Annotated in this window: 16 protein-coding genes; 8 read left to right on the top strand and 8 right to left on the bottom strand. The window is 56.5% G+C overall.

Features of this window, described 5'->3' with window-relative positions; all coding sequences use genetic code 11:
* Positions 1 to 138 precede the first annotated feature (138 nt).
* Positions 139 to 759, top strand: coding sequence for a hypothetical protein (locus ICA16_RS25895; RefSeq protein WP_210701934.1), 621 nt, complete (start codon positions 139 to 141; stop codon positions 757 to 759).
* 5 nt (positions 760 to 764) lie between these two features.
* On the opposite strand, the gene ICA16_RS25890 is transcribed toward ICA16_RS25895, so the two are convergent.
* The gene (locus ICA16_RS25890) at positions 765 to 1784 is read right to left on the bottom strand and encodes an AbrB family transcriptional regulator (RefSeq protein ID WP_210555146.1); all 1020 of its coding nucleotides are present in this window, start codon (positions 1782 to 1784) and stop codon (positions 765 to 767) included.
* A gap of 129 nt (positions 1785 to 1913) precedes the next feature.
* Positions 1914 to 2336, bottom strand: coding sequence for an HD domain-containing protein (locus ICA16_RS25885; protein WP_150605172.1), 423 nt, complete (start codon positions 2334 to 2336; stop codon positions 1914 to 1916).
* 222 nt (positions 2337 to 2558) lie between these two features.
* On the opposite strand from ICA16_RS25885, the gene ICA16_RS25880 reads away from it, so the two are divergent.
* Positions 2559 to 2990: a hypothetical protein gene (locus tag ICA16_RS25880; protein WP_210555145.1), complete on the top strand. Its 432-nt coding sequence runs from the start codon at positions 2559 to 2561 to the stop codon at positions 2988 to 2990.
* A 99-nt stretch (positions 2991 to 3089) separates the two neighbouring features.
* Here ICA16_RS25880 and ICA16_RS28260 read toward each other — a convergent pair whose 3' ends face one another.
* The gene (locus ICA16_RS28260) at positions 3090 to 3512 is read right to left on the bottom strand and encodes a hypothetical protein (RefSeq protein ID WP_228734222.1); all 423 of its coding nucleotides are present in this window, start codon (positions 3510 to 3512) and stop codon (positions 3090 to 3092) included.
* Positions 3513 to 4365: 853 nt separating this feature from the next.
* Between ICA16_RS28260 and ICA16_RS25865 the strand changes: the two genes are divergently transcribed.
* Positions 4366 to 4866, top strand: a complete 501-nt coding sequence (locus ICA16_RS25865) for an Hcp family type VI secretion system effector (protein WP_210555142.1) — start codon at positions 4366 to 4368, stop codon at positions 4864 to 4866.
* On the top strand, positions 4859 to 5542 hold the full coding sequence (locus tag ICA16_RS25860) for a DUF4225 domain-containing protein (protein ID WP_210701932.1): 684 nt from the start codon (positions 4859 to 4861) through the stop codon (positions 5540 to 5542). The genes ICA16_RS25865 and ICA16_RS25860 overlap by 8 nt, the downstream gene beginning before the upstream one ends.
* A 16-nt stretch (positions 5543 to 5558) precedes the next feature.
* On the opposite strand, the gene ICA16_RS25855 is transcribed toward ICA16_RS25860, so the two are convergent.
* The 5 genes from ICA16_RS25855 to ICA16_RS25835 all read right to left on the bottom strand — a co-directional run bounded on the left by ICA16_RS25855 (position 5559) and on the right by ICA16_RS25835 (position 11671).
* Complete coding sequence (locus ICA16_RS25855; RefSeq protein ID WP_210701931.1) at positions 5559 to 5990, bottom strand: hypothetical protein; 432 nt, start codon at positions 5988 to 5990, stop codon at positions 5559 to 5561.
* A gap of 264 nt (positions 5991 to 6254) precedes the next feature.
* The gene (locus ICA16_RS25850) at positions 6255 to 6803 is read right to left on the bottom strand and encodes a cupin domain-containing protein (protein WP_042558757.1); all 549 of its coding nucleotides are present in this window, start codon (positions 6801 to 6803) and stop codon (positions 6255 to 6257) included.
* A 490-nt stretch (positions 6804 to 7293) separates the two neighbouring features.
* A complete protein-coding gene (locus ICA16_RS25845) occupies positions 7294 to 8577 on the bottom strand; it encodes an NAD(P)/FAD-dependent oxidoreductase (protein WP_150605177.1) in 1284 nt (427 codons plus the stop codon).
* 52 nt (positions 8578 to 8629) lie between these two features.
* Positions 8630 to 10120, bottom strand: coding sequence for an aldehyde dehydrogenase (locus ICA16_RS25840; RefSeq protein WP_150618148.1), 1491 nt, complete (start codon positions 10118 to 10120; stop codon positions 8630 to 8632).
* Between the two features lie 174 nt (positions 10121 to 10294).
* On the bottom strand, positions 10295 to 11671 hold the full coding sequence (locus tag ICA16_RS25835; RefSeq protein WP_150605179.1) for a glutamine synthetase family protein: 1377 nt from the start codon (positions 11669 to 11671) through the stop codon (positions 10295 to 10297).
* Positions 11672 to 11952: 281 nt separating this feature from the next.
* On the opposite strand from ICA16_RS25835, the gene ICA16_RS25830 reads away from it, so the two are divergent.
* The 4 genes from ICA16_RS25830 (at position 11953) to ICA16_RS25815 (ending at position 15988) form a co-directional block, all read left to right on the top strand.
* Positions 11953 to 12714 (top strand): gamma-glutamyl-gamma-aminobutyrate hydrolase family protein, encoded by a 762-nt coding sequence (locus tag ICA16_RS25830; RefSeq protein ID WP_210701930.1) that lies wholly within the window; start codon positions 11953 to 11955, stop codon positions 12712 to 12714.
* 348 nt (positions 12715 to 13062) lie between these two features.
* The gene (locus ICA16_RS25825) at positions 13063 to 14205 is read left to right on the top strand and encodes an ABC transporter ATP-binding protein (protein ID WP_150605182.1); all 1143 of its coding nucleotides are present in this window, start codon (positions 13063 to 13065) and stop codon (positions 14203 to 14205) included.
* A gap of 29 nt (positions 14206 to 14234) precedes the next feature.
* A complete protein-coding gene (locus tag ICA16_RS25820; protein WP_191626509.1) occupies positions 14235 to 15116 on the top strand; it encodes an ABC transporter permease subunit in 882 nt (293 codons plus the stop codon).
* Positions 15113 to 15988, top strand: a complete 876-nt coding sequence (locus ICA16_RS25815) for an ABC transporter permease subunit (protein ID WP_150618145.1) — start codon at positions 15113 to 15115, stop codon at positions 15986 to 15988. The genes ICA16_RS25820 and ICA16_RS25815 overlap by 4 nt, the downstream gene beginning before the upstream one ends.
* Positions 15989 to 16047 lie beyond the last annotated feature (59 nt).

Here is a 16047-nt window from a genome sequence, read left to right as displayed (position 1 = left end):
GGCGGTGATGCGGGGTAATGAGGAAGTGTAGTTCATGGTGCCGAGGAAGAATTCTTGAGGGGCGACGAATCTGACTGACACCCCTCGCAGTGATGGATACCATCAAGACACCTTCATTTTCCCAATTCACGGATCTCGATGCGTCGTTTACTCAGCCGAATCACCGCACTCATCAAGCCTGAAGCCAGGCCAATTTTTGCCGGATACAACCTAAAAGCCCTTCAGTCGTACTTTGTGACACCGTTATCGTCCATCAAGCTGCCAAACCTGTCTGGGACCACATCGCTGGAGCAATCCGGAGTATCTGCCTACCACATCTCACTTTTGACTGAAATCAAAGACACCAGTAGTTTCCAACGATTGGTCGACTCGTCCTTCCGAAAGGTCAAGGAAAGCGCATTCAACGGTCTAACGAAGTTTGAATATGAAGAGCCCCTGAGCAACGAGCGTCTGATATTTTTCACCTCAAACCAAGAGTTCAACGCCGTTTCTATTCAGCTGGTAACAAACAGCGTCAGGTTTCTTGACTTGTTGAGCCGCGAAAAAATCGCTGTCCCCCCACCGTGGGTTGCCTTCGAGAGTTATAACCCTTCGTGGTGGGGAGGGAATATGCAAGGTGCCCAAGGTTTCTACAACGAGCGCTATTTCCTGCCGTTTTTTACTTGTTTGAGCGACGCTGAAAAACAGCGCTATTACGCAAGATTCAATGCCAGCGCCGAGTGGATAGAACAACTGGAGTTGATGTACAGCGATGATTGATTCGTTCAGGCCCCCTCACGCACCCGCCGCACCTGCACCAACAACGCCGGCGCAAAATGCAGCAGCACCATCCGCGCCAAATGGTGGGTGAGGATAAACACCACATTCAGTCCGCCCGCGAACGCGACAATCGCAATCGTTTCGATCGCCCCCGGCATGTACGCAAGCCACAGCGACAGCGGATCACTGTCCAACAATCGCGCCGCCACTTCGGCAAACGCCGCCGCGACCACGATCATCAACCCGACCGAAACCAGCGCCGTGCGGCCATGCCGGCCCAACTCCTTGACGCCCAATCCCTGAAATCGCGAGCCGATTCGTACACCCAGAATCAGTGCCGCCAGATTCAAGCTCCAGTCCGGCATGTGAAAACCGTGTAGCCATCCTGCTTTGACGAAAACCGCCGTGATGATGATCGCCGTGAGCATAAACGGCGCCGGCACGCCGATCACCAGCAGCAAGCGTCCAAGCACGACACTCAAGCCGATCACCGCAAACACGGTCAGTGCCATCCCGGTCGTCAACGGAGCGCTTTCAATCACCACCACCGATGCCTGTCCCGGAATCAAAAAACTCACCAGCACGGTGATCAGCAACAGCCGCATCAGGTGCACGATGATGACTTTGCTTGAGGCCTTTTCCGACTCCAGCAAATCGAAAACCGCTGCCAATGCGCCCGGGTATACCGCCAACAATGCATCAGTGCGATTCCACCCTGCCCCGCGCGTCAGCCACAGCGCGGCCAACGTAATCTGCACGATCAGACACAGCAGCAACACGCCAAGGCTCGGCAACATGGCCGATGCCGTCGCGCTGTCCCACGCCTCGAACATCAGCCCTGTGGCGATTCCCAGCGCCACCTGTATGTAGCCCAAGCCATAAGGCGTCACGGGTGCGAAACCTGATTTAGTGGCGACCAATGCGGTGACAAGAATCGAGCCCAACAGCAAACCGTGAGGCACGCCGAGGGACTGCAACACCGCGCCAAACCCGGCGGCGATCAACAAACAGAGAATGGATTTCATAGATGCCTTCCTGGCAATTAAACTCGATCCCCCGTAGGAGCTGCCGAAGGCTGCGATCTTTTGATCTTGCTCTTAAAAAGATCAAAAGATCGCAGCCTTCGGCAGCTCCTACATGGGGATTGCGTGGTTTTATGAGCGCAACCGGCCAATCGCGCGCCTATACTTTTCGATCCGCTCCAGATCCTCCCAACTCGGCGAGGCTATCCGCGAGAGGTCGCTGTTCTCTTCCAGATCAGCCAGCTTCACCACCCGCCCGATCGGGTTCTGCGCGGCGCGTTCGACGAAATCCTCGTAGGACTCGCCGGGCACTTTGGTCACCGATTCGATCGCGCTAAGCACGCCTTCGCTGAAACCTTCCTTGCGAAGGTCATCGAGACTGATTTCGCAATCCTCGACCACATCGTGCAGCACCGCGACGATGCGTTCTTCCAGCGTGGTCATGCGCAGCATCACCTTCAGCGGATGCAAAATGTACGGCGCCCCGCCCTTGTCCACCTGCCCGGCGTGAGCCGTTGCGGCGATGGCTATAGCGCGTTCGAGTGTTTGAGTCATGAGCATCTCCGTTGGTGCGGGGCGGGAGAGTCGTTGCGACTGCTGATTTCAATCATGGGCAATTTCCACTCCTTGGGCGCGTCGAATGTTTCCGATTGTTTCGCAGTCTACGCGAACCGTGCAAATGAAAAACCCGATTGAACCTCCGTCATCTACGCCCTCTCGAAACCCTATAGCGCCAACTGAATGCTCAGAACCGGCGCCATTGAAGAGGAAACACCGATGAACATTCGATTCCTGCTTCTGGTCGCCACCTTTAGCGTCATTCCCACCTGCGTCATGGCCGAAGGCTGCGACGTCCAGACCCGTTCTTCCAGCTCCGCCGTGCCGGCAGTATCCGGACACAGTTGCTATGAATACGAAGGTACGCCCGTCAACGCCATCGACTGGTCGTGCAGCAATGAAAGCAAAGACATGGTCAACGCGGTCAAGAAAAAGGTCCAGCAGTGCGACGACCACTACCAGGCCACTTGCATAGCCACCCTCACTCAGGAATCCCTCGCCAACCCGCACTCCACCAGCAAGGACAAAAACGCCAAGGCGTTGAACATTCCGGATGGTGCGCAGGTGACCACGTATTACTACGGCGCGGAGGATTTGGGGCAGGCGAAGATTGATTGTGAAAGTGGTGGGGGGAATTGGAAGGCGAAGTAACTGCTTCGAAAGAAACAACCGCAGTACTCAATACGAAAAAGCCCAGCGCAATGCCGGGCTATTTCTTAGAAAGCACCACTCGTGGTCAAAATGACCCCATCAACGTTTCGCATCACACTGTGTCCGCAAGTCGTGGTTGCTGATATTGCCGCAACTGCCATTGCCTTTCATGGCGTTGCAAAAAGCACGCTGGTCGCTATCAGCAATGTTGCCGCAAGAGCCGTTGCCGTTTTCGGCGTTGCAGCGCTCGCGCAAATCATGATTATCGATATTGCCGCAACTGCCACCGCTCTTTCTGGCATTGCAATAGGCTCGCTGGTCGTGATCAGCAATGTTGCCACACGAGCCATTGCCATTTTCCGCATTGCAGCGTTCACGCAAATCATGATCCTCAATGTTGCCGCAACTCCCACCGCTCTCGCGCGCATAGCAATAGGCACGTTGGTCATGGTCATCAATATTGCCGCAACCGGCAAAAGCGTAACCGCTGAACATCAACAACATCGCAAAAATCAGTTTCATCTCACACTTCCTTGGATTGCCAGGAATCAGCCTGGCACTGCTTGATCCGTTCAAAATGAGCGTCGCGACACGCCATCAAATTGACATCGTTTTTTAGGAAAGTTCCGAACGGGATGCAAAGCCATGATTTGAGATTTGACCGAATTTGAAGTCTGAAAAGCGCGTAGGAAAACACCCCTTGTGGTGAGGGGATTCATCCCGGACGGGTAGCGAAGCGACCCCAAACTCGTGAGCCAGATTCTTCTGACACACCGTGGGCGCCGGTTTACGACGACTGCGTCGCCGAACGGGGATAAATCCCCTCGCCACAGGGTGCTGGTTGCGTCCTACAGGTCGGTTGTGGCTTTTGCAATTGCTGCCTAGAGTTGGGCTGTCGCTGACAAGATTTTCAGCAACAGGGTTTCGCAGCCCTGACGATACGTGTAGTAACCTAGCGCCCCCAAAAACGGTGGCGGTCGCACCCGCGTCCGAAATCCGTTCAATGGTGGCTGTGTGTGGGAGATCTTCGGATCTGCCGGGTTCCTCGTATCCTCGGTCTGCGAACCCGCACATAGCTACCACCCTTCGATTCGCAGCGAATGGCAGTAGCTTCTCTCAAAGATACGAGGAAGTTTTACTTATACCGACAGACAAACCGCTCCACCACTACGCCCACATGTCCCACCCCGCCACCGACAACCTCGTCCTACTCATCAACCTCGTTGACACTTCGGAATAATCACCTCCTGACTTCCGCGCCCCTTGTAAGACGCGTCTGAACATCATCAACAGCGAACCGACGCCTCACTGTTCCGGCTTTAGTTGACGGTTACTCTTCAAACAAGAGTTTTCCATTCAATAAAGCAGAGCATCCATGGCCAACCACAGTTACATGAGCATTACCGGAAACCGACAAGGACTGATCTCCGCCGGTTGTTCCGACACTAATTCCATCGGCAACAAGTGCCAACTGGGTCACCTTGACGAAATAATGGTACTGGCCTACTCGCATAACATGACCACCGGCAATAACAGCGGCGTTACCGCTGACCGTGGCAAACACCTGCCGATCATGATCACCAAGAACATCGACAAATCCTCACCACTATTGTCCGCCGCACTTCATGAGCGTGAAGTGCTGGACTGCACAATCTTCTTCTACCGAACCTCCCCCGCTGGCACACAGGACAAGTACTTCAAAATCCACATAACCGGCGCAAAAATCGCACACATCAACCTCCAGGTTCCCCACGCCATCCATTTGAACGACGCCCAGCCGCAAGAATTGGTGTCGTTTACTTATCGCGAAATCAGCTGGACACATATCCAGGCAGGCACGTGCGGTTTCAGCACTTGGGGAAATGACGATGAATGAGGATTCGTGTGACATCAACGACGTTACCCGGGCTGCTTCCGATCTGGTCGCATTCGGGTGCCAGATCGGCGCGACTCAACTGTATGACAGTTTCAATCAGCTGCGATTTAGCGAGATCGTTTCGTCCTATGCGAATGAAATTATTCGGGCTGTTGATGAAGGTATTATTAGTGCCAAACAAGGGTTGCAGGAGCTTAGGGAGGAGTACTCAGAACTTTCTACCACATCCATGTTTTATTTTCAGAATGGAGTGACTATCGCTGCGGGAAGCATGCAACTTCAGGCTGGCGCCTTAGCGATTGGAGCCACCCGAGGTAAAGCTGGCGTTACGGGCATCGCCTTAATCGGGCACGGCGTCAACAACATTTTTGAGGGTGTGGGGAACATCTTCAACGGCCCCGATAAACCAAGTGTTGTCGGGCCTATCAGGATGGGTTATCAGAACGTTTTTGGCATCAAACACGGTAATCTTACCTATTACAGCGTGGATCTCTATCTATCTATTCGAGGCATGATACATCTCGTCCGAAAGCCAGACTCGGTGCAACTCTTCAATAGAGACCCTATAAACCACCAACGGGCCCACAAGCAAATGGGAACACTAACCCTAGCATTCGAAGCTTTAACCGACAGCTTCACGCTGAACTCAATCAGAGAATCAGGCCTTGAACAGTAGTCACAAAACCAGCCCGTCAACGGCGAGAGCGAAACAAACGCTGAAAAAAGCTTAAATAGCAAAACGACCCAAGAAAAGAAACAAACAGAAAAGACGCTACTACCCAGTACGAAACACCATCAAAAAAATCAAACCCCATCATAAAAGGAACAAAAGCAATGGCCAATATTCCAGATAAAAAGACTATTTCGATTAACACCCGTCGTAAGTTATAGTGCTTTTCTTCAATCACTTTCCCATCGAAAATATTGCGAAGCGATGGAACAGAAAAAATAAAACCATGCAAAGCAAATAGAGCAAAAACAACAAAAAACACTACCCAGCTCAGGTCTCCCTCAAGATTTATAAACTGACCAATACAGTTTAAGACCATTACACTCCAGAAAAGTGAAGAAGCAAGAATTAGACAATAAACACGAGATAAACACCGAAGATCATTTAATTGCACAGCCCGCTCCCTCACATAGCTATAACACCCAAAAAAAACCAAGCTCTACGGAAAATCAAAAAAGGCTTAAGATCAACCACCACGCAATGTAAACATGCCAGAAGAGCCATTACATCCTTAACCTCGCCTCATCGCGCACCCATTCAGAACCTTCCTACAAACCAAAACCCTGCCCCCTACAAACATTTCATCCACGCAAAAAAATCCGAAACCCAGTAAAAGGTGTCGGATTTATTCACAACGTGTGCCTAATTTAAACAGCGATCAGAAGTTAGCAGGCGTATTCGCACTAATAATCTCAGCCTCATCCGCCCCGATATTGCGAAACTTATGCGGCAACGTCGTCGGAAAGTAATACCCATCTCCGGCATTCAACACGCTCACCGAGCCATCCACGGTCAACTCAACCGTCCCGCGCGTCACCAACCCACACTCCTCACCTTCCGAGTGAACAATCGGCTCTTCCCCGGAACTCGCGCCCGGTGCGTATTGCTCGCGCAGCAGGCGCATCTGGCGGCTCGGGACTGAGGCGCCGATCAGCAGCAGGCGCAGGCCGTGGCGGCCGAGGTCGGGCTGTTCGTTGGCACGGAAGACGTATTGATGTTCGCGTGGCGGCTGGTCGAAAGTGAAGAAGTCGGCCAGGGACATCGGGATGCCTTCGAGCAGCTTTTTCAATGAGCTGACGGAGGGGCTGACGCGATTCTGTTCGATCAGGGAGATGGTGGCATTGGTCACGCCGCTACGCCGGGCCAGCTCGCGCTGGGAGAGTTTGTAGCTTTCGCGTACTAGTTTGAGTCGAGAACCCGTATCCATGACTGCCTTATGTAAGAACGACTTAAGGGCGATGGGGGTGGGTGGCGGGTGACGCGCCGGGGCGCGGGTCACGTTGCTCCCGTGTCCCGGAACCGTGAAAGGCGGCTATTAAATCACGTTTGGTGGTGTTGCTCAGCAGGTTCGATGGGTGGTGCGGCAAAAGTCCTTCTTGCCTTGGTAATACGGACCTGTAGGAGTGAGCCTGCTCGCGATTGGATGGTACATTCACCATTATTTTTGACTGGATGACCGCCTTCGCGAGCAAGCTCGCTCCCACAGGGATTGGGGTGTTTCTGTGGGAGGGATGGTGGCTGGGCTGGCCTCATCGCGAGCAGGCTCACTCCTACATTTTGATCATTGGTGTGTCAGTGGGGGTTATGGCGTCTTTACAGGCGCCATCGCTGGCAAGCCAGCTCCCACATTTGGATATCTGCGGTGTTGCGATAAGAAAAACCGGCGGGGGTCTTGGGGCCGCCGCCGGGGAGGTAACTTAGATGCCGAAGCGGTCGCGCAGTGAGTAGTAGACGGCGCCGAGTGCGGTCAGTGGGGCTGAGAAGGTGCGGCCGCCGAGCATTGGCATGTGTGGCAAGGACGCGAACGCGTCAAAGCGTTCGGCATCGCCACGGATCATCTCCGAAATCAGTTTGCCGGCCAGGTGCGAGCAAGTGACGCCGTGGCCACTGTAGCCCTGCATGTAGTAGGCGTTTTTCTCGATGCGGCCGAATTGCGGCATGCGTGACATGGTCAGCAGGAAATTGCCGGTCCAGCGGTAGTCGATTTTCACGTCTTTGAGCTGCGGGAAGGTCTTGAGGATCTTCGGGCGGATCAGTTGTTCGATGTCGTCCGGCTCACGCGCGCCATAGACCACCCCGCCGCCGTAAAGCAAACGGTTGTCGGCGGTGAGGCGGTAGTAGTCGAGCAGATAGTTGCAGTCTTCGACGCAGTAGTTGTTGGTGATCAGGCTGCGAGCCTGTTTCTCGGTCAACGGTTCGGTGACGACGATCTGCGAGCCGCACGGCATGCTTTTCGCGGTCACGCGGTTGTCGAGGCCTTGCGGCAGGTAGGCGTTACCAGCGATCAACAGGTACTTGGCGCGCACCAGACCTTTGGCAGTGCGCACGACATTGGGCTCGCCGTAGGTGATTTCCACCGCGGCCGATTGTTCGTAGATCTTGCCGCCCAAACTGACGATGGCTGCGGCTTCACCGAGGGCCAGGTTCAGTGGGTGAACGTGGCCGCCCTGCAAGTCGAGCAAGCCACCAACGTACGCATCCGAGCCGACTTCGCGACGAATGTCCGCAGCGTCGAGCATCTTCAGATTGCGGTTGCCGTAGCGTTCCCAGTTTTTCTTCTGCTCGGCCAGGCCATTCAGTTGTTTCTTGTTCATCGCCGCGAAGATACCGCCCGGACGGTAGTCGCATTTGATGTCGTATTGCTTGATGCGCGAACGAATGATGTCGGCGCCTTCGAAGATCATGCTGCCGAGGATTTCCGCGGTCTTGTCGCCGTAGCGTTCTTCGATCACGTCGACGTCGCGGCTGTAGGAGTTAACCAGTTGCCCGCCGTTACGGCCGCTCGCGCCGTAGCCGACTTTCGCCGCTTCCAGCACCGTGACTTTATAACCAGCCTCGGCGAGGAACAGTGCCGAGGAAAGACCGGTGTAGCCGGCGCCGATGATGCAGACGTCGCAATCCACCGCTTCTTCGAGGGTCGGAAAGTCGATGACTTCGTTGCGAGTGGCGGCGTAGTAGCTGTTTACGTGTTGTTGTTTCATAGGGTTCTCCGCGGGTCGCCGGCACACGCCAGCAACCGCCGCTGTAAAAGAGTTAGAGCTTGATCCAGGTCGCTTTCAGCTCGGTGTACTTGTCGAATGCGTGCAGCGATTTATCGCGACCGTTGCCCGACTGTTTGAAGCCACCGAACGGCGCGGTCATGTCGCCGCCGTCGTACTGGTTGACCCAGACGCTGCCGGCACGCAGGCCACGAGCGAAGGTGTGCGCCTTGCTCAGGTTGCTGGTCCAGACGCCGGCGGCGAGGCCGAAGATGCTGTCGTTGGCGATCTGCAGCGCTTCTTCAACGGTGTCGAAGGTGATCAGCGACAGTACCGGGCCGAAAATTTCTTCCTGAGCGATGGTCATGGCGTTGGTCACGCCGTCGAAAATCGCCGGTTGCACGTACAGGCCACCGGTTTCTTCAAGGGTGCGCTGGCCACCGGCAATCAGCTCGGCGCCCTGCTCGCGACCGATGCTGATGTAGCGCAGCACGTTGTCGAGTTGACGCTGATCGACCACGGCGCCGACGGTGGTCGCCGGGTCAAGGGCGTGCCCGGGTTTCCACGCTTGCAGTGCTTCCACCAGCAGCGGAATGAACTGCTCACGGATCGAACGCTCGACCAGCAAGCGTGAACCGGCGGTGCAGACTTCGCCCTGGTTGAAGGCGATGGCGCCGGCCGCTGCTTGTGCCGCGGCGCGCAAGTCCGGTGCGTCGGCAAACACCACGTTCGGGCTTTTGCCCCCTGCTTCGAGCCAGACGCGTTTCATGTTGCTCTGGCCGGCATAAATCATCAGTTGCTTGGCAATCGCCGTGGAGCCAGTGAAGGCCAGCACGTCGACGTCCATGTGCAACGCCAACGCCTTGCCGACGGTGTGGCCGAAGCCTGGCAGAACGTTGAACACGCCTTTCGGAATGCCGGCATCCAGTGCCAACTGCGCGATGCGGATGGCGGTCAGCGGCGACTTTTCCGAAGGCTTGAGGATGAACGAGTTACCAGCGGCCAGCGCTGGGGCGAATTTCCAGCTGGCCATGATCAGCGGGAAGTTCCAGGGCACGATGGCCGCCACCACGCCGCAAGGTTCGCGAGTGATCAGGCCAAGTTGGTCGTGCGGAGTAGCGGCCACTTCGTCGTAAATCTTGTCGACGGCTTCAGCGCTCCAGCGGATCGCGTTGGCGGTCGCCGGGATGTCGATGCTCATCGAGTCGCTGATCGGTTTGCCCATGTCGAGGGTTTCCAGCAGCGCCAGTTCTTCCTGGTTCTGCAGGATCAGATCGGCGAAGCGGATCAGGATGCGCTTGCGCTCGGCCGGGGCTTTGTTGGCCCACACGCCGGATTCAAACGATTGGCGCGCGGCTTCGACGGCGAGGTTGGCGTCGGCTTCATCGGTGCTGGCGACGGAGGCCAGAAAACGGCCGTCAACGGGGCTCAAGCATTCGAAGGTGTCGCCGCTGATCGCCGGGCGGTATTCACCGTTGATGAATGCGCGGGATTCAATGGTCAGGGACTGGAAGCGTTGTTCCCAGTCGTTGCGGGTCGTTGTCATTGTTATGGCTCGACGAGGGGGTGGTGAGCAGCGGACGAACGCCGCCGATCAAAATCTGGTAACCCGATCCCCTGTAGGAGCTGCCGAAGGCTGCGATCTTTTGATCTTGACCTTGAAAAACAAAGTCAAAAGATCGCAGCCTTCGGCAGCTCCTACAGGGAATGGTGCTGGGCTTTAAACGGTATGCAGATACCAGTTGTACTCAAGGTCAGAGATCGAGTTCTCGAACTCGGCCAGCTCGCTTTCCTTGCACGCGACAAACACGTCGATGTACAGCGGGTCGATGTAGCGGGCCATGACTTCGCTGTCGTCCAGCTCACGCAATGCGTCACGCAGGTTGTTCGGCAGGCTCTGTTCGTTCTGCTCGTAGCTGTTGCCTTCGACCGGGGCTCCCGGCTCGATCTGGTTGGTCAGGCCGTGGTGAACACCGGCCAGCACCGACGCCATCAACAGGTACGGGTTGGCGTCCGCACCGGCTACACGATGCTCAATGCGCACGGCATCCGCAGAACCGGTCGGCACACGGATCGCCACGGTGCGGTTGTCGATGCCCCAGCACGGCGAGTTCGGCACGTAGAACTGTGCGCCGAAACGACGGTACGAGTTGACGTTCGGGCAGAGGAAGGCCATTTGCGCAGGCAGGGTCTCCAGCACACCGCCGATCGCGTGTCGCAGCGCGGCGTTCTGCTCGGGATCCTCGCTGGCGAAGATGTTGTTGCCTTCTTTGTCCAGAATCGAAATATGTACGTGCAGACCGTTACCCGCCTGGCCCGGGTACGGCTTGGCCATGAAGGTGGTGTCCATCTCGTGGTCGTAGGCGATGTTCTTCACCAGACGCTTGAGCAGGACGGCGTAGTCGCATGCCTTGATCGGATCGGAGACGTGATGCAGGTTGACTTCGAACTGCGCCGGGGCGCTTTCCTTGACGATGGCGTCAGCAGGAATGCCCTGTTCTTTCGCGCCTTCGAGGATGTCTTGCAGGCAGTCGACGTATTCGTCGAGGTCGTCGATCAGGTAGACCTGAGTCGACACTGGGCGCTTGCCGGAAACCGGCGAGCGTGGCGACTGCGGACGGCCGTTCACGTTGTCCTGGTCGATCAGGTAGAACTCGAGTTCGAACGCTGCGCAAATGGTCAGGCCGAGGTCGTCGAATTTACGCACCACGTTGGCCAGCACTTCACGCGGGTCAGCGAAGAACGGCTGGCCTTCGATCTCGTGCATGGTCATTAACAGTTGTGCGGTTGGGCGCTTCTGCCACGGCTCGATGCTGAGGGTGCCGGGGATCGGGTAGCAGATGCGGTCAGCGTCGCCGATGTCCAGACCCAGGCCGGTGCTTTCCACCGTGGAGCCATTGATGTCTAGGGCGAAAAGCGAAGCCGGCAGGTTGATGCCTTTCTCGTAAACCTTATGAAGACTGGTGCGTTCGATGCGCTTGCCGCGCACCACACCGTTCATATCCGCAATCAGAAGGTCGACGTACAAAACCTCAGGATATTTCTTAAGGAATGCGTTTGCTTCGTTGAGTTGAACGGTACGCAGAGGGACCGACATGATGCACCTATTTAGCTGTTAATTATTATGTTCACTGCTGTTTCGCCGAGCCAGTCAACCCGAACGGCAAAGTGAAGTCAATAGCGAACACCCTGCCGCTCAGCCTTTATTTTTTGGGCTTTTCTTGACACCTACGTGCCAAAACAGGCGCCAGATGTCCGCCAATCATGAAGATTTGATGAAAGGCGTTTAGAATTTTTTACATGGCAGTTGTTAATTAAAATCAACGAGGCTAAGCTCCGGAAAAGCTCGTTCAAGTGTCAGACTCGAGGTGAATAAAAATGGCATTCAAGCCATTGATCGGCGTTACTGCGTGCGTCAAACAGATTGGCCTGCACCCCTATCACATCAGCGGCGACAAGTACGTTCGTGCTGTCAGCGTTGGCGCTCAGGGGCTGCCAGTGGTCATTCCTTCCCTTGGCAACCTGACTGAAATCGAGGACCTGCTCGGTCAACTCGACGGTCTGTTGCTGACCGGTTCGCCTTCCAACGTGGAACCCTTCCACTATCAAGGCCCGGCCAGCACTCCCGGCACGGATCACGATCCGGCGCGGGATGCCACCACCCTTCCTTTATTGCGTGCAGCCATTGCGGCGGGCGTTCCGGTGCTGGGCATTTGCCGCGGCTTCCAGGAGATGAACGTGGCATTCGGCGGCAGCCTGCATCAGAAGGTGCATGAGCTGCCGGGCATGCTCGATCACCGTGAAGCAGACAGCCCGGATGTGGCCGTGCAATACGCACCGGCTCATGCAGTCACTGTGCTTGGCGGTGGTGTGTTCGAAGCGCTGGAGTTGCCGGGCGAGTTTCAGGTCAACTCGATTCACAGTCAGGGCATCGACCGCCTCGCGCCCGGCCTGCGTGCCGAAGCGGTGGCGCCAGATGGTCTGATCGAGGCGATCTCGGTGGAGCACAGCCCGATCTTTGCCCTCGGCGTGCAATGGCACCCGGAGTGGCAAGTGCTCGACAACCCGAACTACCTGAAGATCTTCCAGGCCTTCGGTGAGGCTTGCCGCCAGCGTGCGGCGCGGCGTAACCAGCGCTGACACAACCAAAGAATACGTAACGATTTACTGCCCCCACGCAAGTCGGGTGTGCCTGCGCGCATCCGTCATTCGTGAAAAACAACACCCGTAATAACAACAAGTACGACCCAGGCAGCCAGGACGGCGGCGCCGAACAAGCCGGAGCAACCTGCCACAGACGCAGTCCCCTGTAGGAGCTGCCGAAGGCTGCGATCTTTTGACTTTGTTGTTAAAGATCAAGATCCAAAGATCGCAGCCTTCGGCAGCTCCTACAGGGACCGTGTGATGACGGGAATTGTTTTTCCAGGCTTGCAATCCACTTAAGCCAGGCCACGTTGGCCAGGCACTGAAACCTGTTGGGAGTTTCACATGGCAAACGCCTCCAGCACTTACAGGAAGGCACTTGAAGGTCATCAGCAACCGAAAAAGGTGTTGGTGAAAGTCGATCGTGTCACCAAGAAGTTCGACGAAACCACCGCAGTGGACGATGTATCCCTGGAGATCCATCAGGGCGAAATCTTTGCCCTGCTCGGCGGCTCCGGCTCGGGTAAATCGACCCTGCTGCGCATGCTTGCCGGTTTCGAGCGCCCGACTGAAGGGCGGATTCTGCTCGACGGCGTGGACATCACCGACATGCCGCCGTACGAGCGGCCGATCAACATGATGTTCCAGTCCTACGCGCTGTTCCCGCACATGACCGTCGCGCAGAACATCGCCTTCGGCCTCAAGCAGGACCGTTTGCCAGCCAGTGAAATCGACGCCCGCGTTGAAGAAATGCTGCGTCTGGTGCACATGACCCAATACGCCAAACGCAAACCGCATCAGTTGTCCGGTGGTCAGCGCCAACGTGTCGCCCTCGCCCGCTCGCTGGCCAAGCGTCCGAAGCTGTTGCTGCTCGACGAACCGATGGGCGCGCTGGATAAAAAGCTGCGTTCGCAAATGCAGCTGGAACTGGTTGAGATCATCGAGCGCGTCGGCGTGACCTGCGTGATGGTCACTCACGACCAGGAAGAAGCCATGACCATGGCCGAGCGCATTGCGATCATGCACCTGGGCTGGATCGCGCAGATCGGCAGCCCGATCGACATCTATGAGGCACCGGTCAGCCGCATGGTCTGCGAGTTCATCGGCAACGTGAATGCGTTCGACGGCACCGTGGTGGAAGACCTTGAAGGTCACGCGATCATCCACAGCCCGGATTTGCAGCAGAAGATCTACGTCGGTCACGGCGTCAGCACCTCGGTGCAGGACAAATCGATCACCTACGCGATCCGTCCGGAAAAAATGCTCGTCAGCACCACCCAGCCCGAGTTTCGCTACAACTGGTCCGAAGGCAAAGTGCATGACATCGCCTACCTCGGCGGCCACTCGGTGTTCTACGTCGAATTGCCGGGCGGCAAAATCGTCCAGTCGTTCATGGCCAACGCTGAACGCCGTGGCGCGCGACCGACCTGGGACGACAAGGTTTACGTCTGGTGGGAAGACGACAGCGGCGTGGTACTGCGCTCATGAGAACCTTTAATCAGCAATTCCTGCGCCTGGTGCCCAGTGGCCGAAAACTGGTGATCGGTATTCCGTTCATCTGGCTGTTCCTGTTCTTCATGCTGCCGTTTTTCCTGGTGATGAAGATCAGCTTCTCGGAAGCTGCGCTGTCGATCCCGCCGTACTCGGAGATCTACACCTACGCCGAACAGAAATTCCAGCTGCTGCTGAACATCGGCAACTACGCCATGCTCGGCGAAGACGAGTTGTACCTGTCGGCCTACCTCGGTTCGCTGAAGGTCGCGGCACTGAGCACGCTGATGTGCCTGGTGATCGGTTTCCCGATGGCTTACGCGATCACCAAGACCGGCAAGGAAACACAAAACGTCCTGCTGCTGTTGATCATGATGCCGACCTGGACCGCGATCCTGATCCGCGTTTATGCGTGGATGGGCATTCTCAGCAACAACGGTTTGCTCAACAGTTTTCTGATGTGGACGGGCCTGACCGATCACTCGATCGAGATCCTCAACACCAACACGGCGGTGTATATCGGCGTGGTTTATGCCTACCTGCCGTTCATGGTGTTGCCGCTGTACGCCAACCTGGTGAAGCACGACGGCAGTCTGCTGGAAGCCGCGTCGGACCTGGGGTCGAGCAACTTCAACAACTTCTGGAAAATCACCGTACCGCTGGCCAAGAACGGCATCATCGCAGGCTGCATGCTGGTGTTCATTCCGGTGGTCGGCGAGTTCGTGATTCCCGAACTGTTGGGTGGCCCGGAGACGCTGATGATCGGTCGCGTGCTGTGGCAAGAGTTCTTCAATAACCGCGACTGGCCGGTGGCGTCTGCTCTGGCGGTGGTGATGCTGTTGATCCTGATTGTGCCGATTCTGCTGTTCAACCGCAGCCAGGCCAAAGAGATGGAGGCACGGGGATGAAACGCTTCGGTTTTGCAAAATTCATGTTGATCTTCGGCCTGACGTTCATCTATCTGCCGATGCTGATCCTGGTGATCTACTCGTTCAACGCCTCGAAACTGGTGACGGTATGGGGCGGCTGGTCGATCAAGTGGTACACCGGTTTGCTCGACAATACGCAACTGATGGGCTCGGTGGGACGCTCGCTGGAAATCGCCTGCTACACCGCCGTTGCGGCTGTGGCACTCGGTACTCTGGCTGCGTTCGTGCTGACTCGGGTAACACGCTTCAAGGGTCGCACGCTGTTTGGCGGCCTGGTCACCGCGCCGTTGGTGATGCCTGAAGTGATCACCGGCCTGTCGTTGTTGCTGCTGTTCGTGGCGATGGCGCAACTGATCGGCTGGCCACAGGAGCGTGGCATCGTCACGATCTGGATCGCCCACACCACGTTTTGTGCAGCCTATGTGGCGGTAGTAGTCTCCGCCCGCCTGCGTGAACTGGACTTGTCAATTGAAGAAGCGGCGATGGATCTGGGCGCGAAACCGTTCAAGGTGTTTTTCCTGATCACCATTCCGATGATCGCGCCGTCACTGGCGGCGGGCGGGATGATGTCGTTCGCCTTGTCGCTGGATGACCTGGTGTTGGCGAGCTTCGTCTCCGGCCCAGGCTCCACCACCCTGCCGATGGAAGTGTTCTCGGCGGTGCGTCTGGGCGTGAAGCCTGAGATCAACGCGGTGGCGAGTCTTATTCTGCTGGCGGTGTCGCTGGTGACCTTCCTCGTCTGGTACTTCGGCCGCAAGGCAGAGGCCAACCGCAAGCGTGCGATTCAGGAAGCGATGGATCAGACAGCGAATGAGTCGTGGCAGCAGCCGCAACGCGCCGCCACCGCATAATCCTGTAGGAGCTGCGGCACGCTGCGATCTTTTGACTTTGCGCTTTTAAGATCAAAAGC

The sequence above is a fragment of the Pseudomonas anatoliensis genome, assembly GCF_017976235.1.
In the GTDB taxonomy this organism is placed as follows: Bacteria; Pseudomonadota; Gammaproteobacteria; order Pseudomonadales; family Pseudomonadaceae; genus Aquipseudomonas; species Aquipseudomonas anatoliensis.
The sequence above is the reverse complement of the archived record's forward strand: the minus strand, read 5'-3'. Positions and strand labels throughout refer to the sequence as shown.